An 18,882-nucleotide genomic window follows, 5' to 3' on the forward strand; every position below is an offset into this window, starting at 1 on the left:
CTATTTCTCCAAACGGTATCCGAGGCCGCGGATGGTCTTGATGGCTTCCTGGCCGTCGTCGCCGAGCTTCGATCGCAGGCGGCTCATGCACACCATGACGCTGTTCTCCGCGGCAACGTAATCCTCGTCCCAGCCGCATTCGTAAATCTGCTGCTTGGTGAACACGCGGCCGGGATGCTGCATGAACATGGCCATGATGCGGTACTCGACCGACGTGAGCTCCACCGGCTCGCCGTTGCACGTGAGCGCGCAGGCCTCCTGGTCAAGCTCCAGATTCCGGCAGCGCAGCACCTTCGCGGGGCGCTTCGGCTGCGCGGCGGCCATGCCCTTCAAGCGGCGGATGTTGGTGTTCACCCGGGCCACCGCCTCCAGCGGGTTGAAGGGTTTAACCATGTAGTCGTCCGCACCCAGGTTGAGGCCCAGGATCTTCTCCGGGTCCTGGCCCTTGGCGCTCACGACGATAACGGGCACGTCGCTGGTCTCGCGCAGGCGCTTGAGCACCTGGTAGCCGTCCATTTCGGGCATCATGATGTCGAGCAGGCACACGTCGACGGGTTGCGTGAGCAGCACATCCAGCGCCTGCTTGCCGTCGGCGGCCTCGACCACGTTGTAACCCGCATCCTCCAGATACAGGCGCAGCACGCTGCGGATGTCCCGCTCGTCATCGGCGACAAGAATCGTATACGGCATATCCCCTGCTCTCCATGGCAAAGCGTCTGCGACGCCGAAGCATCGCAGACGCATCACGTTCGTATGGTTCGATGTTACGCTTGCGGACCGTCGGGCGCAACGGGGCTTTCGCCGTTTTCGGCCTGGGTTGCCACCGGTGCGTCGGTAGCTGCGAAGGAAGGCACCGGAGGCTGAGCTGCGGGAACGAACACCGGCGCGGCAGCGGCAGCGGTCGGATCGGCGGCTGCCGGCTGGGGCGCGGCGGCAACGCTCTCAGGTGCGGGCATGCCGTAGCGGAGCTTCTCGTACAGGGCCGCGTTCGTGTGCGCCTGGTAGGGAGCCACGTAGAAGATGCTCAGGATGCCCAGCGTGAAGATGGACAGGATGCACCAGCCGATGAAGGACAGGTCGAGCACGAAGGCGTTCCACTTCTGGCCGGTCATCATGCGCTTGCTCTCGGCGAACGCGACGTCCTTGGTCATGGTGGGATCGTCGGCAAGCAGGTACGGAATCATACGGTACTCATACGACTTGACGATGCCGGGGATGATGAGCAGCAGGCTCCACAGGAAGATGAACAGGTCACGGAAGAACATGGTCTTCACATTCTCGCGGTAATTGTTGTCAAAACCGTAGGCAACCTCTTTGACCAGGGCCCGCTGGTTCAAATCGCGCAGGAAGAACCTCTGGACACCCACCATGAGCGGGTTGAAGATAAAGAAGCTCATCACCAGGAGGACTGCGAACACCAGCAAGAGCACGAGGCCGAAGCTAGCGGCGAGAACGGCGACTTCGGGGCCCGCCATGGGCGAATCGGTGTAGATCTCGTAGGCAAGGTCGTTTTCGGTATCGACGACGGATACGCTGTCGGCTTCGGTCTCGATGGTGTAATTGTCATCATCGATCGGCGAGCCTCCAGGTGCGGGGCCGCCGAACAAGCTGCCGGAAATCGCCATCAGCAGCAACCCGACCAGCACGGCTTTCCAATAGTTCTGCTTCAGGGCCCATTTGCCCTTTTCCTTCAATTCTTTCCTGGTCCACATAACGATCCTCCTTTAAGGTCGGTTGTCATTTGCTCTTTCGATGGTTGAAAGATTACGCCCCGAACCTTTCTGGACCCGTGCCCGAACCTTTCAGTTTCCTTAAAGCCGAAACCAGTCCGCACCGACACGCTGCTCTCGCCGGCCGCCGAGCATGCTACACTGCAACCTATGAAATCCATACCGAACATGCCACCGCATCGCATCAACGAGCCCATCGAGCTGGTGGGCTATGCCGACGATTTCGAAAACGCCATCGCCGCAGTGCAACTGTCTCTGGACGGAGGCGTCACCTGGACCGAGTATCCCACGGACGGCGCTGTGCGCGACGTGGGCGTGAGCTGGCGGTTCGTCTACACGCCGCAGCAGGCGGGGGTGTATCTGATGCATGCCCGCACGGTCAACGGCGCTGGCGAGCTTTCGCACGTGACCACATCCTTCGCTTTCGAGGTGGTCGAAGCAAATGCATCCGCAGGTCAAGAAGTACCTCGGACGAGCCTGTCCCCACAGGTTGCCCAAGAAGCCGAAACCTTCGGGTCGTTCCATGCGCGCCCCATCGCCGGCGGCACGCTCGAAAACGCGAAGCTGTTCCGTTCGGGCGATCTGCACGCAGCGGCCCCCGAAGAGCTCTATGCGCTCGTGCATGAACTGGGCATACGCTCCATTTACGACATCCGGAACCAATTCGAGACGGCAAGCCGGCCCCAGCCCTACCCCATCGCCACCAAGACCGTGGCCTTGGAGCCTTCCACCGAGCGCCGACGCAAGAACGCCTCGGGCCGTTTGGTGGCGGGCGTCATCGGCAAGTACGGCGCTCCCGAAGAGCGCATGATTCGCAACTACCGCCGGTTCGCTTTGGAATACCCCCTGATCGGAGCAGCACTGCGAGGCATCGCCGACGAAGGGGTGCCGGCGCTCATGCACTGCGTGAACGGAAAGGACCGAACCGGAGTCATGTGCGCGACCATCCTACGCGCCGCCGGCTTCGACACGGATACGGTTATGGAGGAATACCTGGCCACCAACGTGATTCACGCACAGGACATCGCCGCCGAGGCCGAAGCGCTCTCGGCAGGCATGACTAAGAACGAACTGGCCATCCTCATGTCGTTTCTCGAAGCGCGGCCCGCCTACCTGGAAGCGTTCTTCGACGAGGCCACTTCGGCCTACGGCACCTTCGACGCCTACATCACGCAAGGACTTCGCCTCACACCGCGCCACCGAGAGAATCTCGCGCGCCTCTTGGGCCGATGATTTCCCAGATGGCTACCGCAATTCACATGCGGAAGCGTACAATGGCGGCATACAGCACAAGTCCGCAAGAGGAAGGTCGACCATGCACTTCATGATTCTCGCGTACGACGGCACCGACGAAGGCGCCCTGGACCGCCGCATGAGCGTGCGTCCGCAGCACCTGGAGAACATCCGCAAGCTGAACGAGGCCGGCCATGTCATTTCCGCAGGCGGCCTCACGAACGCCGAAGGGAAACTGATCGGGTCGGTGCTGCTCATGGATTTCGAATCGCGCGAACAGCTGGACGAATACCTGGCCAGCGAGCCCTACGTGACCGGCGGCGCCTGGGAAGACATCAAAGTCGAAACCTGCAACGTGCTGTTCGCCAACGCCATCGACGCATAATCCCGCGGCGCCTTACTTATATATAGGTTCTTGGTTCCGGCGTTCGGCCGTCAGTTCTTCGCGCCTTCGTTGGCGGAAATTCCCCCGATTAGGGCCTCCAGCTCCTCGCGGGAATGCACGCCCATCTTCGCGTAGATGCCCTTCACGTGCAGACGCACGGTGTTGATGCTGATGACAAGCTCGTCGCTGATGGCTTTGGGGCGTTTGCCCTCCATAAGCAGCGCCAGAACCTCGGACTCGCGCGGCGTGAGCTGATAGCTCACGACGGCGTGCTCGCACTTGCGGCGCATCTCCTCCTGGGCGAACTTCTTCGGCGTCATCTCCACCCGCATGCCCCAGATCTTCTTGGCGGTACGGTCGTCGCCGACCCAGAACGTGGCCGCGATGAGCAGCAGGAATATGGCCACGCTCACGTACGGCGTCTGCAGCGCATCATAGGGCAGCACCATGAGCTGGGCCTGAGCGATGATGCTGCCGACCAGAAAACCGATCGACTTCAGCAGCATCGCAGGCGCGACCAGCGCTGCGACGGATACGTACGATTCCCGTGAAATCCGCAGGATGGCCAAGGCGATAATGAAATCGTAGAAGACCATGGCGCAGTTGATGGCGGCCACAGCCACGTACGGATTGATGGTGTTGAGTTGCGGCAGCAACAGGTAACCCACCATGGTGAGGGGAAACACGACGTTTCGGACCTTCACCCAGATGGAACTCTCGGAATCCCTGTGCATGAACACAACCCAGAAGAACACCAGCGCAGCCAACGTTCCCGTTGCGTAAGCGGGGCTGCGGTCGTAGTACTCGCCCAGCAGGCTGCTTGCCTCCACGTGCATCATGCCGAAAATCAGGCAATACGCCACAACATGCCCTGCAAGCCTCCAAGGAATGAAGCAGCTCTCCCTTACAAACGATTGCCCATCGGACACGGCGTCAGCATCCGCCCTGGCACGCAGCTTCACCGGCGATCCCCCGTCGGCACCGCCTTCCGCCTTTGCCCCCAGCTGCAACGCCCATGCGAAACGTTCGCCGTCGGCCAGCTCGATACCGATCGCCCTGACTGTCTTTTTCGACTCGTCGCAACGGATCAGATACGCTATGCAACCTGCACAACAAGCAATCAGCGCAGCCTGTGCCAACGAAGTCAGGAACACGCCGTTCTGCACGTGCATAAGCATCGGCAGCACAGCATTATCGAAAACGAGAAACCCGATTCCGCATGCACCCAGCACCTGCATCACCTGATGCTTCGGCAGCGCGGTAAGCGACGACATGAGATATGCGAAGATGATGACCGCCACAGTGTTCGCAGCGGCTTGAAGGGCTGCAGCAATCGCATAGGATTCCAACACAAGGGCCGCGCAGAAGAGCGCGCTCAGCACGGTGCCGATAAGCGGCAGCCCCACAAGGGCCCTCTTCGAAGCGTGGAGAAATCCCGCCCGGTTCAAATTGCGAAGCACCACCGCGCCGGCGATGCACCCGACCGGGTAGGCGTAGCAGCTTGCATATACATAAGGCGTCGGTAATGTGTGGCGCACGGTCATGCAGCCGCATGCGACCTCATGGAACGACGTCCACCATGCCATGAACAATCCGGCGGCGATCGCCAAAACAAGAAAAGGCACTCGCGATTCCTGGGCGCCGGCAGAGACGCCCCGTGCCTGTTTCGATTCAGTTCCTTGGGACACGATGATCGATCCGCTTCCTTACACATAACCAAAATCTGTCGATACGGACCCCTCCGTTTATTCGAATTATGCCGAAATCACACTGAAAAGTCCCTAACCAATTATTGGTAGGTTGGTAAAAACCCCGATTCACCAAACGATGGGTGTTCCCCCACCATTTCTTACAGGTCATGCTGCAATCAGCCCTTGCCAACGTAGTTGGGTAGGCGATGTACCAAGGAGGTAGGGCGCTCCCAACGACGTCGCAAGCCGACCACCGGCGCAAGGAAGCGAGAAGGCTGCCCGCCTAGACGGGCAGTAGGAAGGTATTGCAACTCTGCAAGAAAGGGGGTTGGAACATGCTGAAGAAGGAAGGCAATGCTCCGCGGCGCAGGAAGATCGGCGTCTTGTTCGCCATTGTCGCGGCTGCCGTTTGCCTGCTTGCTGTTGCGGCATGCGGAACACCTCAAACAGCCGAACCGAGCGAAACGAACGCTGCTGCCGGCATCGACTACAAGGAGGCGGGATTCTCCGTCTTCACCGAAAGCGATACGGGAATGTACCCCGATACCGCTTGGAACAAGAACTTCTTGAACGCGGGCAACAGGGGATGCAACTCCTGCCACGAGAGCCTGACGTCCGTAATCGAAGGCGCAGGTCTGCCGGCGGACCACCCGGTGCCGAAGGTCGGCTATGCCAACGACCGCAACGTCACCATTTTGGACGGCTGCCTCAGCTGCCATGACGTTCATTCGGCAGACTACGGCAACTATTTCGCCGACGCCATCCATAACGCCCACTACAGCAACGTTGGATTCACCGAGGAGCTCGGCGGCAACTGCTGGAGCTGCCACGCTATCAACGACGCGCCCGGCATCACCGAAATCGGCAACACCGACTGGGTGCTGTGGGAGCAGGTCATGTACGAAGGCGCCCTGGGCGGCTTCCCCGATGCCAGCGATTATCCGCTGACCCGCGAGTTCCTGCGCCTTAACGGCCATGACTCCGGCTATGTGACCGACGTCGCAGCCACCGAGCAGCCCGAAATCAACGTGGAGATGAGCCAGGACCTCTCCGACCTGGAGGACGCGTTCGTGGCCCTCAACCACCCGACCTACGGCCCGGACTTCCTGTACGACCCGACCCACACCTTCACGGTGTCGGGCGTGAACGAACCGCGCGAGTTCAGTCTTGAAGACCTGCAGGCCATGCCGCAGACCACCCAGCGTGCCACGCTGCAGTGCGCCGTTGCCGGCAGCGCAGGCCACAACATCTACAACGCCGAATACGAAGGCGTCATGCTGAGCGACATCATCGAGGCCTGCGGCGGTCTTGAGGAGGGCGTCACCGGCGTCCGCGTGACCGGCTGGGATGACTGGGAGTGCGCCAACATCGCATGGCCCATCAGCAACTACGACAACGCTATGGTCGCCCTGAAGATCAACGGCGAAGACATGCCCTACGAGTACGGCGGCCCCATGGTCGTGATCGTCCCCGGCGCGCCCGGCGGCCCGAACTGCAAGTTCATCAAGACCATCGACTTCACCAACGAAGAAGCCATGGACCTGGTCGGCGCCCTGTACCAGAACGTCCCCGGCGACGTGCTGCCCGCAGTGTCTGCCGCATGGTTCCAGAACGACGGTCTTGAGTACAAGCTCGGCGATACGGTCGAACTGACTGGCTACGCCTATGCGCTCGCAACGTCGGTCGCCCCGCTCGACAAGATCGAGTTCTCCACCGACCTTGGCGCCACCTGGACCACCTTCGATGTTCCCGAAGACTACGACCCGTACCAGTGGGTCACCTTCAACTTCAGCTGGACGCCCGACACGGCCGGCACCCACATCATCAAGGTGCGCGGCGTGAATGACGACGGATACCTGAGCAACATCGACGGCAGCATCATCGTTACCGTGACGGAGTAGAGGTGGAATTCATGAACAACACTATGAAACGAGCCGGCAGCTTGGGCATCAGCGCTGCCATGGTGCTGGCCTCCTGCGGAACCGTCTACGGCGTGGTGGCCGCATCCGACAACGCCGACACGGCATGGGCCGTCGAGACCCCCGACGCCAACCAGGCACAGGGTAAGCTTGTCAAGGTCGAATCCGTGCAAGGCACCTTCAGCTACAACCAGGACACCCTGTCCTCCAACGCCGACATCTCCGGCATCTTCAACCGTCAGGTAGCAAGCCTGTGCGGCGCCCGCCCGGCCGACGAGTGCGAGCCGGCGTCCATCGGCGACTGGCAGCTGTCCATCACCGGCGACGTGCAGAACTCGTTCACGGCGACGCTCGAGGAGCTCTCCGAGACCGACTCCAAGCAGACCATCATGACCTGCACCTGCACGAACAACATGCCGGGCGGCGACGCCATCGTCAACGCCAGCGTCCAGGGCATCCCCGTGACCTCGCTCATCAAGCAGGCCGGCATCGCCCCCGAAGTGAACACCGTGGTGTTCAAGGCCTCCGACGGCATGGAGTCCGCCCTGCCGCTTGACTATGTCATCGGCCATGGCGCACTGGTGGTTTACGACATCAACGACGAAGACCTGTCCGCTTCCGTGGGCGGCACGAACCAGCTGTGGATCGAATCCTCCGCCGGCAAGTACTTCACCCGCGACGTCGTGGAGGTCTCCTTCGAGGCCCGCGACCAGGCACCGGAGGCGCCTACCTTCGAGCCCGGCGAGATGGACTACGTCAACAGGCCCAACGTCAGCGTCGAACTTGCGGGGTAACCATGGTGCAGCGCGTAGGACAACCTCTCCGCTTGCAGGGATATGCGAGCGATTACGACCGCACGATTGTGGCCGTGGAGTTCTCCATGGACGACGGCGAGCACTGGACGCGCTACCCTGTGGAAGGCGCCACCAGCGAGCGTTGGGTCCGATGGGAGCTCGAGTTCACACCCGAGGAAGCCGGATCGTACTTCGTCCAGGTCAGAAGCGTAAACGACCGAGGTGAAGCAAGCCCTACGCCCGCTGTGCTCCAGTTCGAAGCCGTGTAAGGCCTCAATTTCCGACCCTTTCCTCAGGCGTCCCCTCCAACCAAGACGCTTGGGAAAGCCCCTACAAGGAAGCCGGTCCCACCTGCATGGGACCGGCTTCCTGCGTGCTGTGCGGACGGCGATACCGCAATCCCCCTTCGCCGCCACGTCGCAAGCGACCCTTGACATAAAAGTTAGGTATGGCTAATATCCTTGTTTGTTACCACTGATAACAAACAAGGAGAACCATGCCGCGCGACGGAAGCATCAGCCGAGAGAAGATACTCGCCGCAGCTCAGGAGGAATTCCTGGAGCGCGGCTTCGACCGCGCCTCCATCCGCAGCATCGGCCAGAGGGCTGGGCTCACCAGCGCCGCGCTGTACCGCCACTTCGAAAACAAAGAGGAGATCTTCGCATCCCTGGTGGAACCGGGCCTTCAAGCGATCAACGAATGGATGGACGACCACATGTCCCGCGCGTATGCCGATATCGAGGTCGACAAAGCGGAAGAGGCCGCCTCCCGTTCGGAGGTCGACATGATGCGGGACGTGGTGTTTCCGAACCGCACGGCATTCAAGCTCCTGCTCTGCCGCTCGCAAGGCACGGCCCATGAGGATTTCATCCACGACCTGGTCGAACAGCAGCAGAAGGACCTTTCGCGGGGCTTGGTCTGGCTGAAGAAGAAAGGCTACCCCGTAAAAGAGCCCAGCGACGAAACGCTGCACATGCTCATGAGCGCATACATCACGGCGCTGTTCGAGCCCATCGCGCACGACTACCCCGAGGAGGATGCGATGCGGTACTACGAAGCGATAGAACGGTTCTTCCTGCCAGGATGGCGGGAAATACTTGGAATCTAAGCCCCCTGCGAAGGGGCTTTTCTTTTGGTGTGAGTTATCAAACGAGACCGTCTGATAACTTATGAAGGGAGGCAGAGAGTTTTGAAAGGACAGGAGAAGAAGCGGTCCACCTGGTCATGGGTGTTCGAATTCGCCGGCATCCGGCGCAAGGACTACATCGCCAGCGTGGTCCTGGCCGTCTGCAAGGTGCTGTGCATAGTGGCGCCCTACCTGGTAATGGCCCAGGTGGTAAGCGAACTGTTCGCCGGCGTGAAGGACCTCTCGTTGTATGGGCGCCAATTCGCCCTGATCGCCGCGCTGTGGATGGCAGCCGCCGTGTTCCACGCGCTTTCGACCAGCGCGTCCCACAAGGCGACGTTCTACGTATTGGGCGCCATGCGCAAACGGGCCTGCGACAAGCTCGCACGCATGCCCTTGGGCGATGTGACCGGACGCTCATCGGGCGGGTTGAAGAACGTGCTCGTCGAACGCATCGACAGCATCGAAACCACCTTGGCCCACGTCATTCCCGAGTTCACCAGCAACCTGCTGGCGCCGATCCTCATTTTCGCGTGCATGCTTGCGCTGGACTGGCGCCTTGCCCTGGTATCGCTTGCAACCTTGCCGCTGGGCCTCGTCTGCATGGCGGGCATGTTCAAGGATTACGACGTGAACAACCAGCGGGCGGTCGACGCGACGAAGGCCCTGAACGACACCGCCGTGGAATACATCCACGGCATCGAGGTCATCAAGGTGTTCGGCAAGACCCAAAGCTCCTACGCCAAGTTCGTCGACGCCGCCAAAGCCGCCGCCGAGACCTACGTAAGCTGGATGTCGCGCTGCAACGTGTACTTCTCGCTGGCCATGTCGGTCATGCCGGCAACGCTGCTTGCGGTGCTGCCCGTGGGCGCCTTCTTCGTCAGCAACGGCAGCCTGGCCCCCGAAACCTTCATCATGTGCATCGTGCTGTCGTTGGGGCTCATCACCCCCGTCATCACCATACTCTCCTACTCCGACGACCTGGCCGCCCTCGACGTGGTCATGGGCGAGGTCACCTCCATCATCGACGCGCCCGAACAGGTGCGGCCCGCCCAAACCCAGGCGACCGTCGCCGACAACACCGTCACCCTTGAGGACGTCCGTTTCGGATACAAGGACGAAGAGGTGCTCCACGGCATCAGCTTCACAGCCCGCGAAGGCGAAACCACCGCGCTCGTCGGCCCCTCCGGCAGCGGCAAGTCAACCGTGGCACGCCTGATCGACGGGCTGTGGGACGTGCAGGGCGGCACCGTGCGCCTGGGCGGCGCGGACATCCGCGACATCAGCTCCGAGGACTACAACCGCCGCGTATCCTTCGTATCCCAGAACAGCTACCTGTTCAACGACACCGTGCGCGAGAACATCCGCATGGGCAGGCCCGGCGCCACCGACCAGGACGTGGAGAACATCGCCCGCGCGGCGGGTTGCCACGAGTTCATCTGCAGTCTTGAAAACGGCTACGACACCGTGGTGGGCAGCGGCGGCGAGCGGCTGTCCGGCGGCGAGCGCCAGCGCATCTCCATCGCGCGCGCCATGCTGAAGGACGCGCCCGTCGTGATTCTGGACGAAGCCACCGCCTACACCGACCCCGAAAACGAGGCCGTCATCGAGCAGTCCGTGGCCCGCCTGGTCCAGGGCAAGACCCTCATCGTCATCGCGCACCGCCTGTCCACCATCCAAGGCGCCCAGCACATCGTGGTCATCGATGGCGGACACGTGGCCGAAGAGGGCACCCACGACCAGCTTCTTGCCGAAAACGGCCTGTACGCCCGCATGTGGGAGGCCCACACCTCGGTCAAAGGCCACCTGACGGAAGGAGGCGATGCGGCATGATCGGCGTCATCCGGAAGTTCTTCGCGTTCTGCCCCCAACATTACCGCAGCAAATTCTACAAGGCCCTGGTCATCGGCGTGCTCATGTCGTTCTGCCGCGCCATGTCCATTCCCGCCATCGCACTCGTGCTGTCGGGGATGCTTGACGACGGGCTGACCCGCGTCCACATCCTGGGAAGCTTCGCCATCATGGTGTTCGGCGTCGCCGGCGAAGGAATCCTGCGCGGCCTCGCCACGAACCTGCAGGTGCAGGGCGGATACGGCACCTCCACCGAAAAGCGCATCGAAATCGCCGAGCACATGCGATACCTGCCCATGGGTTACTTCAACTCCAGCAGCCTGGGCGCCATCGCATCGGTCACCACCAACACCATGGAGAACCTGCAGGGCGTGGCCACCCGCGTGATCATGCTGGTCAGCGAAGGCATCCTGACCACAGCCATCATCGCTGTCATGCTGCTTGTCTTCGACTGGCGCATCGGTTTGGTGCTTGTGGCCGGCTGCATCGTGTTCTTCCTGGTCAACCATGCGTTGCAGAAGAGGTCCGAGCGTTTGAGCCCTATCAAGGTGGCAACCGACACGGAGCTTGTGGACACGGTGCTCGAATACGTGCAGGGCATGCAGGAGGTGAAGTCCTTCGGCTTCACGAAGGACCGGACCGAGCGTCTGAACCAGGCCATCGAGAAGAACGCCGGCGCGAACACGCAGATGGAGCTTGAGCTGGTGCCGCTCATGGCGGCCCAGAACAGCATCACCAAGCTGACCGGCGTGGCCATGAGCCTGCTTTCCGTCTGGTTCTACCTGAACGGCAGCATGAGCCTGCTGGTGTGCATCCTCATGATCGTCTCGGCGTTCATGGTGTACGGCAGCCTGGAATCGGCCGGGCAGTACTCCGGCCTGCTGCGCATCGTGGACGTGAGTGTGGACCGTGCCAACGAGGTGCTGGCCATCGAGCCCATGGACATCGACGGCGAGGACATCCATCCGCAAAGCCACGACATCGAAGTGCGCGACGTCAGCTTCTCCTACGGGCAGCGCACCATCTTGGACCACGTCAGTGCCACGATTCCCGAAGGCACCACCACGGCCTTCGTCGGGCCTTCGGGCGGCGGCAAGACCACGCTGGCAAGCCTCATCTCGCGCTTCTGGGACGTGGGAAGCGGACAGGTGATGCTGGGCGGCCGCGATGTTCGGGACTACAGCATGGATTCGCTCATGCGCAACTTCAGCTTCGTGTTTCAGAACGTGTACCTGTTCGAAGACACCGTGGCGAACAACATCCGTTTCGGCCAGCCTGAAGCCCCGCTTGCAGAAGTGGTTGAAGCCGCCAAAAAGGCCCGGTGCCACGACTTCATCATGGCGCTGCCCCAAGGCTACGACACCGTAATCGGCGAAGGCGGCGCGTCGCTTTCGGGCGGCGAGCGCCAGCGCATCTCCATCGCGCGGGCCACCATGAAGGATTCCCCCATCATCGTGCTGGATGAAGCCACGGCCAACGTGGACCCTGAAAACGAGCGCGACCTGATGGACGCAATCCAGGAGCTTACCTGCAACAAGACCGTCATCATGATCGCCCATCGCCTGAAAACCGTGCGGGACGCCGACCAGATCCTGGTGGTGGATCAGGGACGCATCGTGCAGCGCGGCACCCACGACGAGCTCATGGCCGAAGACGGCATCTACCGCCGCTTTGTGGAGACCCGCACGCAGGTCTCCCAATGGCAGCTGTAACCGAAGGCGCCACCCCCTTGGCGCCGTATCCGACACGAAAGGAAACAAGTATGGACACAACTCGGAAACTGAACGGAAAGGACCTCATCAACGTAGGCATCTACACGGCGCTGTACTTCGTGTGCGTGTTCGTCGTGGCGATGCTCGGACTCATCCCCGTCGGGCTGCTGCTGCTCGTGGTGCTGGTGCCGCTCATCGCGGCCATCCCCTTCGTCATGTACCTGGCGAAGGTGCGCAAACCCGGCATGCTGCTCATCACGTCGGTCATCATGGGCGTCCTTATGCTGCTGACGGGCATGGGCTACTACTCGCTTATCCTGTCGGTCATCACCGGCCTTGCCGCCGAATTCATTTGGAAGAACGGAGGATACACCTCCATCGGCAAGATTGCGCCGACGTATGCCGTGTTCAACCTGTGGATGTGGGGCAACTACCTGCCGCTATTCCTGAACTACGATTCCTATGTTGCCGCACGCCCCGAATACGGCGACACCTACTGGCAGACCCTCAACACGCTGCTGCCGCCGTGGATGCTTATCGTGCTGGCCGCCTGCATCGTGGTGTTCTCGATTCTGGGCGCGCTGTACGCCAAGAAGGTTCTGGCGAAAAAGCTTGCCGCTGCAGGAATGGAATAATGGCCTCATCAGGTGATACCTATACGTTCAGCATGCGCCGAGCACTGCTGGACCCGCGCACGAAGCTTGCGTTGCTCGTGCTAATGGCCCTGTTCTGCCTGGCAGGCGTAGGCGGCGCGCGGCTTGCGGAGTTCCGGGCTGTGCTGTCGGCTTTGCCGTTCGTGCTGATGCTCGTGGACAAGCGCACCGCCTACGGCTTCGTGATGCTGGGGCTTCTGGTACTGTCTAACGCATACATCCTGTTCGCGTTCACCGGTACAGGCGGGGTTTTCGAGAGCGTCATGATCGTGTTCACGTTCGTCCTCATCCGGCTGATTCCGTGTTTGATGATGGGCTCGTACACCATGTCCACCACGTCGGTGAGCGAGTTTTCGGCAGCCATGAACCGCATGCATGTGCCGCAGCAAATCACCATCCCGTTCTCGGTCATGTTCCGCTTCTTCCCCACCATTAAGGAAAACGCCGCCGATTTGGGAGAATCCATGCGCATGCGGGGCATCAAAGGGTCGAACATAAGCAAATTCATCGAGTACCGGCTGGTGCCGCTGGTGGAGGTGACGTCCCGCAGCGGGGACGAGCTTTCCGCATCGGCGCTGGTCAGAGGGCTTGGTTCGCCAATCGCCCGCACCGACATCGCACGCATAGGCTTCGGTGCGGGCGACGCGGCCGTAGCCGTTCTGCTGGTTGTCGCGTTCGCCGTGTCTTGGGGGTTTTCGCTATGATCAATTTCGACCACGTGACCTTTACCTACGAAGGGCAAAGCTCCCCAAGCCTGACCGACGTGTCGCTGCAGGTGCCGCGCGGTGCCTGCGTTTTGGTAAGCGGCCCCTCGGGCTGTGGGAAATCCACGCTGCTGCGCCTGGTCAACGGGCTAATCCCGCACTTTTACGAGGGGATGCTGGAAGGCCACGTGTTGGTGGAAGGCACCGCGCCGTCAGACGCGCCCCTCTACGATCAGGCGTCGCGCACCGGATCGGTGTTTCAGAACCCGCGAACGCAGTTCTACACCACCGACACCACGAGCGAAATTGCCTTCGCCCTGGAAAATCAGGGCATTCCCGCCCCGCAGATCATCGGCCGCGTCGAACAGGTGGCCTGCGACATGGGGCTTGCGCCCCTGATGGACCGCAGCCTGTTTGCCCTGTCCGGAGGCGAGAAGCAGAAGATCGCCTGCGCGTGCGTGAACGCCGCCCAGCCTGACGTGATTGTGCTGGATGAGCCTACGGCGAACCTCGACTACGACGCATCGCTGGCGTTGGCGCAGCTCATAGCCGAGTGGAAGCGCTGCGGGAAAACCGTTCTGATTGCCGAGCACCGCATCGCATGGGTGCTTGACCAGGTGACGCAGCTGGTCATCATGAACGACGGCCGCATAACGGACGTCCTGGATGCAGCTTCGCTCGCGGGCGTCGATGCTGGCCGCTGCCGTGCCCATGGTTTGCGGACCCCCGTTCTGGCCAGCCCCGATGCTGTCGATATCCCACGGTTTGACCTGGAGGCAAGCCGTCATGAGGCGTGGTCTGTGGACGACTTGCATTTCGGGTACGACAAAGGGAAGACCGTTCTCGACTTCAATCGCATCGACCTGGCGAAAGGCGCGATCACAGCCGTTGTCGGACGAAACGGACGCGGCAAGACCACGTTTCTGCGCTGCCTGACCGGGCTTGAGCGCAAGGATCGAAGCATCGTGCATTTCGACGGGCAGATCTGGGACCGCAAAGCCCGACTCGACAACGTTTTTCTCGTGCGTCAGGACGTGAACTGCCAGCTGTTCACGCAAAGCGTGGCCGAAGAGGTTGAGATAAGCCTGCCGCCTGCGGAAACAGCGTCGATGTCCGACGAGGAACGCACGGACCGCATCAATTCCATCCTATCGTCGCTGGACTTGGCCGACCTGGCACAGCGCGACCCGTTCACGCTGTCGGGCGGACAGAAGCAGCGCGTTGCCGTGGCATGCGCCGTAGCGTCGGGACGACCCATAATCGCATTCGACGAACCCACCAGCGGACTTGGCCTCGACCATATGCTGCGCTTTGCGGATCTGCTGCGGCGCCTGGTCGAACAAGGCCGGACCGTCATCGTGGTCACCCACGACGCCGAGCTCATCCAAACCGCCGCCGATTACCTGTTGGTGCTTTAGGCTTGCCGGCCCGATCCCGTTCGATGGCGGCACCAGGCCGACCCCCCGAAGGAACCGATTACCAGATTTCTGAGCCCCCGGAGGTAGGATAAGCGAGTTTTCTATATGCCCACCCTCCATCCGACGCCGAAAACACCTCGTTCCGCCCCGTTTCGAGGTCAAAAGACCCCGAAAACCGCCTCGCGGACCCTGTTTTCGGACGGCGGGATATAGAAAACTCGCGTATCCTACCTCAAAGGGGTCTAGGATTTTGCAGAACCGACCTCAGGCGCCCTGCCACCCGTCTCCGTCCACACCGACCAAGGTGAGCAGCTCCTGCTTCTTGTGGATGTCGAGCTTCTGGTAAATCTGGCGGCAATACCACTTCACCGTGTTTTCGGACAGGAACAGGCTTTCCGCGATGGCCGCACGGCTTCGCCCGTAGCACAGCAGCTTGATGATCTCCACTTCACGGTCCGTCAAGGCGTGGGCCCGCCCTACTTCTTCGCATCGCCTATCGATGAAGCTGGTTTCCAGAACCAGGGTCAGCTCCTTCGACTTCGAGTCTTCGAAATAGAATCCAGCCATTTCCACCAGGCCATAGACGGATAACAGAATCTCGCACCCCACGAACAGGTACACGCCTTCGCGCGGAAACTCCCCGAGGAACTCAACGGCAGCCGGCGTGCGGGACACGGTCAAGCCCAGGGCGACAAGCACGCCGAGCGCCATCAGCACGGCAGCGATCGCCCGCTGCGCATCGTAGGTTCCGCGCAAGGCGAACGCCAGCACCAGTAGCCAGACCACCGCGAACGCAACGACTCGGGCGCTCTGCATGACCGCAAGCAGCACGACTTTGGAATCCCTGTCGACGAACAGGGCGAACAGGAGCACGGCCGCCAGGAGCAGCACCACGACGTCGGCGGTGTGGCCGACGTCCGAGGCGCCCATCTTCGTCGTAATCCACACGTAGACCAATGCAATGGCGACGATGCCGCACACTGCAGAAAGCAAGACGCTGGACGAAGCGTTCTGCCCGAGAATCGCCACCGAGAACGAATAGGTGAATCCGAATGCGAACAGGAGAACCGCGAAGGGAACGCACAGGCAAGCCAAGTAAGAGGCGGTCGGCCGAGGCGGATTCTGCGCGGCAGGACGGCTGCCTGATGTATCGGCCTCGGGCCCGGCCTCGTCCGGCAACGGCTTTCCGACCGCGCACGCCCCCTGCCATAGGGCGGCGCCGACGGCCAAAACCAGCCCTTCGAAATCCGACGCCAACCCGGCCGCTCCGCAGGCGGCCGTCAGGATCAGCCGCATAAGCTCGACGGCTGCAAGGGTCATGCAGGTGGTTGCAACGGCAGCCGCAGGCCCGACGTCCGATACTCTCTCGAACGAGCGGACGGTTGCGAAAGAGGCGCCGATGCCGCCGAGCGCCCACCATACAACAGCTCCCGAAGGCACCGCCAAGGCGGCTGCGGGCATGGCCATGAGCACGGCGCTGACGATGCCGGAGCGCCCAAGCCAATCGGAGCGGAAACGGGCGGCGACCACGACGAGGCAGCCTACGGCAAGTCCGATGTTGCCGCCGAAAAACGCGTCGACGGAAACCATGGTTGCGGCAGCCATCCAGGCGAAAGGCGCGAACAGCAGCAGCACATCACCCGTCCGCATGCCCTGCGGCCAAGATTTCCCGTTCGGATCAATCGTCATGCTACCCTCCCAAAACCAGCATCAGATTGCCCCATTGTAGCGCAAAACACCGATTCCACTCCCAAAGGCTGGTACCACCACCCTGAAAGGGTGGTGGCTTAGACCTGGGATTTCAGTATGGTAGCCCCATCGAAAACCAAAAAGCCGCCACACGGGGCGGAGGTTTCGAAACCACCCGCGCATCTGGTGCGCGGACACATCCGCAAGGTGCCGCACCACGAAAAACGACAGGACGGCACCGCATCATGAGGAGGGAACCCATGAAAACCACGATGACACGCCGCTCGTTCGCAGGCCTGATGGTCGTTGCCGCAGGCACCGCCCTGGCAGGTTGCGCTTCCAGCGGCTCCGAATCCAGCGCAGAGACCGAAATGGCCTCCGAGGCCCAATCCGCCGACTTGATCGTCATCGGCGGCGGCTGCGGAGGCCTCGCCGGTGCCGCCAAGGCGGCCCAGGGCGGCGCAAGCGTCATCGTCCTGGAGGGCTCGGGCGCCCTTGGCGGCACCACGGCCATTTGCGGCGGCCACTACAAGTTTATGGACGACGACTTGCTGGCGCTGCTCCCCGAGCGCACCGCAGAAAGCGACGAGCTTCTCAAGCCCTATCTGGAGATGACCGACGCGGACGTTCCCGAGGACTACGTCGAATGCCTCGAGATGCTCCAGCAGCAGATTTCGGAATACCTCGAATCCGACGAGACCCGCGAATTCGACTCGCTGGAATACTGGATCATCCTGCACTACCTGGGCACCACCGGCGACCAGCTCGATCCCAACCATGAGGTAGTGGCCCCGGCCTACGATCTGATCTACCCCGCCTACGCCAATCAGGCAGCCATCAAGGACTGGCTGGTCGAGGGCGGCTTCGAATACGAAGCCTTCGGCAACAACCAGGATGCCGGCGGCCCCTTCTCCGTCAACCCCACCGGCCCGGTCGCACAGGGCGGCGCCTTCATTTCGGTGCTGAGCACCTACGCCGAAGACGCCGGCGCCCAGATCGTCAAGAAGGCCAAGGTGAACGCCCTGGTTGAGGACGGCGGCCGTATCGTCGGCGTCATGACCGAAGACGGCACCACGTATATGGCGAACCAAGCGGTGCTGCTGGCCAGCGGCGGCTTCGGGTCCAACGCCCCGAAGGTATCCGAAGAGGACGTCCGCTGGGAGTTCGGTCCTGAAGGACTGGGCAGCTGCGAGCCGGAATGCAACGATGGCACGGCTCTTGAGGCCGCCGTATCCATCGGCGCTGCCACGTCGAACATGGGCTTCAACCAGTATCAGACGTTCAGCGCGAACGGTCTGGCCACTATCGAGACCACCATCCCCATGTGCATGATGGCATCCAAGATGGCCGTCAACAAAGAGGGCGTGCGCTTCCGCGACGACTCCATGCGCTTCGGCACGCAGAGCTCGTCGATCTCGCTGGGACAGACCGACAACATGTACTACATGATCGGCGATGCCAGCGGTCTTGAGGCCATGGGCGACCTGAAGGACCGTTACGAGAAGAGCGGTGACCTGTTTGTGGCTGACACGATCGAAGAGGCCGCCAACGCCGCAGGACTTGACGGCACCGTTGTGGCCGCCGAGGTCGAGAAGTTCAACAGCTACGTTGAGGCTGGCGAGGATCCTGACTTCGGACGCCATTTCTCCGAGCGTGACAGCAAGATCGAAGGCGCCCCTTACACCATCATGGCCATGCGCGAATACGTGCAGCACACGATGGGCGGCGTCATGATCGACGCAACGGGCCACGTGCTCGACGAGGGCGGCAATCCCATCGAGGGCCTGTTCGCAGCTGGCGAAGCCGTCGGCAACCTGGACGGCGCCCAGCGTCGCCACGGCGACAACTTCGCCCACATCCTGTACTACGGATGCCTGGCCGGCGAAACCGTCGCCGCTGCCGTGAACGCATAACCGCTTGCGACATCCGATGCCCGACCCCTCCCCGGGCATATGAAAGAAGGACGGCCGATCGGCC

At 61.7% G+C, this 18,882-nt stretch carries 16 protein-coding genes; 12 read left to right on the plus strand and 4 right to left on the minus strand.

Annotated elements, in window-relative coordinates; genetic code table 11:
- Both SHEL_RS11300 and SHEL_RS11305 read right to left on the minus strand, forming a co-directional pair.
- Nucleotides 1-690, minus strand: a complete 690-nt coding sequence (locus SHEL_RS11300; RefSeq protein ID WP_012799414.1) for a response regulator transcription factor — start codon at nucleotides 688-690, stop codon at nucleotides 1-3.
- A 74-nt stretch (nucleotides 691-764) separates the two neighbouring features.
- The gene (locus SHEL_RS11305; protein ID WP_012799415.1) at nucleotides 765-1,712 is read right to left on the minus strand and encodes a DUF975 family protein; all 948 of its coding nucleotides are present in this window, start codon (nucleotides 1,710-1,712) and stop codon (nucleotides 765-767) included.
- A gap of 186 nt (nucleotides 1,713-1,898) precedes the next feature.
- On the opposite strand from SHEL_RS11305, the gene SHEL_RS11310 reads away from it, so the two are divergent.
- Both SHEL_RS11310 and SHEL_RS11315 read left to right on the plus strand, forming a co-directional pair.
- A complete protein-coding gene (locus SHEL_RS11310) occupies nucleotides 1,899-2,963 on the plus strand; it encodes a tyrosine-protein phosphatase (protein ID WP_012799416.1) in 1,065 nt (354 codons plus the stop codon).
- 82 nt (nucleotides 2,964-3,045) lie between these two features.
- Nucleotides 3,046-3,348 carry a YciI family protein gene (locus tag SHEL_RS11315; protein ID WP_012799417.1) on the plus strand — a complete coding sequence of 101 codons (303 nt, stop codon included), beginning with the start codon at nucleotides 3,046-3,048 and terminating at the stop codon, nucleotides 3,346-3,348.
- Nucleotides 3,349-3,398: 50 nt separating this feature from the next.
- Here the strand turns inward: SHEL_RS11315 and SHEL_RS11320 are convergent, their stop codons facing one another.
- Entirely contained in the window at nucleotides 3,399-4,973 is a 1,575-nt protein-coding gene (locus tag SHEL_RS11320; RefSeq protein ID WP_041422579.1) for a helix-turn-helix transcriptional regulator, read from the minus strand.
- A 401-nt stretch (nucleotides 4,974-5,374) separates the two neighbouring features.
- On the opposite strand from SHEL_RS11320, the gene SHEL_RS11325 reads away from it, so the two are divergent.
- The 9 genes from SHEL_RS11325 (at nucleotide 5,375) to SHEL_RS11365 (ending at nucleotide 15,216) form a co-directional block, all read left to right on the plus strand.
- Entirely contained in the window at nucleotides 5,375-6,940 is a 1,566-nt protein-coding gene (locus tag SHEL_RS11325; protein ID WP_012799419.1) for a molybdopterin-dependent oxidoreductase, read from the plus strand.
- An 11-nt stretch (nucleotides 6,941-6,951) separates the two neighbouring features.
- Nucleotides 6,952-7,752 carry a molybdopterin-dependent oxidoreductase gene (locus SHEL_RS11330; protein ID WP_126513821.1) on the plus strand — a complete coding sequence of 267 codons (801 nt, stop codon included), beginning with the start codon at nucleotides 6,952-6,954 and terminating at the stop codon, nucleotides 7,750-7,752.
- 32 nt (nucleotides 7,753-7,784) lie between these two features.
- Complete coding sequence (locus tag SHEL_RS11335; RefSeq protein ID WP_232001599.1) at nucleotides 7,785-8,021, plus strand: molybdopterin-binding protein; 237 nt, start codon at nucleotides 7,785-7,787, stop codon at nucleotides 8,019-8,021.
- 227 nt (nucleotides 8,022-8,248) lie between these two features.
- Nucleotides 8,249-8,860 (plus strand): TetR/AcrR family transcriptional regulator, encoded by a 612-nt coding sequence (locus tag SHEL_RS11340; RefSeq protein WP_012799420.1) that lies wholly within the window; start codon nucleotides 8,249-8,251, stop codon nucleotides 8,858-8,860.
- Between the two features lie 81 nt (nucleotides 8,861-8,941).
- The gene (locus SHEL_RS11345; protein WP_012799421.1) at nucleotides 8,942-10,711 is read left to right on the plus strand and encodes an ABC transporter ATP-binding protein; all 1,770 of its coding nucleotides are present in this window, start codon (nucleotides 8,942-8,944) and stop codon (nucleotides 10,709-10,711) included.
- The gene (locus SHEL_RS11350; RefSeq protein ID WP_012799422.1) at nucleotides 10,708-12,441 is read left to right on the plus strand and encodes an ABC transporter ATP-binding protein; all 1,734 of its coding nucleotides are present in this window, start codon (nucleotides 10,708-10,710) and stop codon (nucleotides 12,439-12,441) included. Before SHEL_RS11345 ends, SHEL_RS11350 begins: the two co-directional genes overlap by 4 nt.
- A 50-nt stretch (nucleotides 12,442-12,491) precedes the next feature.
- Nucleotides 12,492-13,076 carry an MptD family putative ECF transporter S component gene (locus SHEL_RS11355; RefSeq protein ID WP_012799423.1) on the plus strand — a complete coding sequence of 195 codons (585 nt, stop codon included), beginning with the start codon at nucleotides 12,492-12,494 and terminating at the stop codon, nucleotides 13,074-13,076.
- Complete coding sequence (locus SHEL_RS11360; protein WP_012799424.1) at nucleotides 13,076-13,798, plus strand: energy-coupling factor transporter transmembrane component T; 723 nt, start codon at nucleotides 13,076-13,078, stop codon at nucleotides 13,796-13,798. The genes SHEL_RS11355 and SHEL_RS11360 overlap by 1 nt, the downstream gene beginning before the upstream one ends.
- On the plus strand, nucleotides 13,795-15,216 hold the full coding sequence (locus SHEL_RS11365) for an ABC transporter ATP-binding protein (RefSeq protein ID WP_012799425.1): 1,422 nt from the start codon (nucleotides 13,795-13,797) through the stop codon (nucleotides 15,214-15,216). The genes SHEL_RS11360 and SHEL_RS11365 overlap by 4 nt, the downstream gene beginning before the upstream one ends.
- Nucleotides 15,217-15,480: 264 nt before the next feature.
- Here SHEL_RS11365 and SHEL_RS11370 read toward each other — a convergent pair whose 3' ends face one another.
- Nucleotides 15,481-16,905, minus strand: a complete 1,425-nt coding sequence (locus SHEL_RS11370; protein WP_012799426.1) for a helix-turn-helix transcriptional regulator — start codon at nucleotides 16,903-16,905, stop codon at nucleotides 15,481-15,483.
- 260 nt (nucleotides 16,906-17,165) lie between these two features.
- On the opposite strand from SHEL_RS11370, the gene SHEL_RS11375 reads away from it, so the two are divergent.
- Nucleotides 17,166-18,818, plus strand: coding sequence for an FAD-dependent oxidoreductase (locus tag SHEL_RS11375; RefSeq protein ID WP_012799427.1), 1,653 nt, complete (start codon nucleotides 17,166-17,168; stop codon nucleotides 18,816-18,818).
- Nucleotides 18,819-18,882: the final 64 nt, after the last annotated feature.

The sequence above is a fragment of the Slackia heliotrinireducens DSM 20476 genome (genome assembly GCF_000023885.1).
GTDB classification, from domain to species: Bacteria; Actinomycetota; Coriobacteriia; order Coriobacteriales; family Eggerthellaceae; genus Slackia; species Slackia heliotrinireducens.

Bases quoted from the DNA above. Each gene is read 5' to 3' on its own strand.
- SHEL_RS11305 (WP_012799415.1), bottom strand. From the start codon at position 1,712: ATGTGGACCAGGAAAGAATTGAAGGAAAAGGGCAAATGGGCCCTGAAG.
- SHEL_RS11330 (WP_126513821.1), top strand. From the start codon at position 6,952: ATGAACAACACTATGAAACGAGCCGGCAGCTTGGGCATCAGCGCTGCC.
- SHEL_RS11315 (WP_012799417.1), top strand. From the start codon at position 3,046: ATGCACTTCATGATTCTCGCGTACGACGGCACCGACGAAGGCGCCCTG.
- SHEL_RS11300 (WP_012799414.1), bottom strand. From the start codon at position 690: ATGCCGTATACGATTCTTGTCGCCGATGACGAGCGGGACATCCGCAGC.
- SHEL_RS11350 (WP_012799422.1), top strand. From the start codon at position 10,708: ATGATCGGCGTCATCCGGAAGTTCTTCGCGTTCTGCCCCCAACATTAC.
- SHEL_RS11310 (WP_012799416.1), top strand. From the start codon at position 1,899: ATGCCACCGCATCGCATCAACGAGCCCATCGAGCTGGTGGGCTATGCC.
- SHEL_RS11360 (WP_012799424.1), top strand. From the start codon at position 13,076: ATGGCCTCATCAGGTGATACCTATACGTTCAGCATGCGCCGAGCACTG.
- SHEL_RS11365 (WP_012799425.1), top strand. From the start codon at position 13,795: ATGATCAATTTCGACCACGTGACCTTTACCTACGAAGGGCAAAGCTCC.
- SHEL_RS11370 (WP_012799426.1), bottom strand. From the start codon at position 16,905: ATGACGATTGATCCGAACGGGAAATCTTGGCCGCAGGGCATGCGGACG.
- SHEL_RS11355 (WP_012799423.1), top strand. From the start codon at position 12,492: ATGGACACAACTCGGAAACTGAACGGAAAGGACCTCATCAACGTAGGC.
- SHEL_RS11375 (WP_012799427.1), top strand. From the start codon at position 17,166: ATGAAAACCACGATGACACGCCGCTCGTTCGCAGGCCTGATGGTCGTT.
- SHEL_RS11325 (WP_012799419.1), top strand. From the start codon at position 5,375: ATGCTGAAGAAGGAAGGCAATGCTCCGCGGCGCAGGAAGATCGGCGTC.
- SHEL_RS11340 (WP_012799420.1), top strand. From the start codon at position 8,249: ATGCCGCGCGACGGAAGCATCAGCCGAGAGAAGATACTCGCCGCAGCT.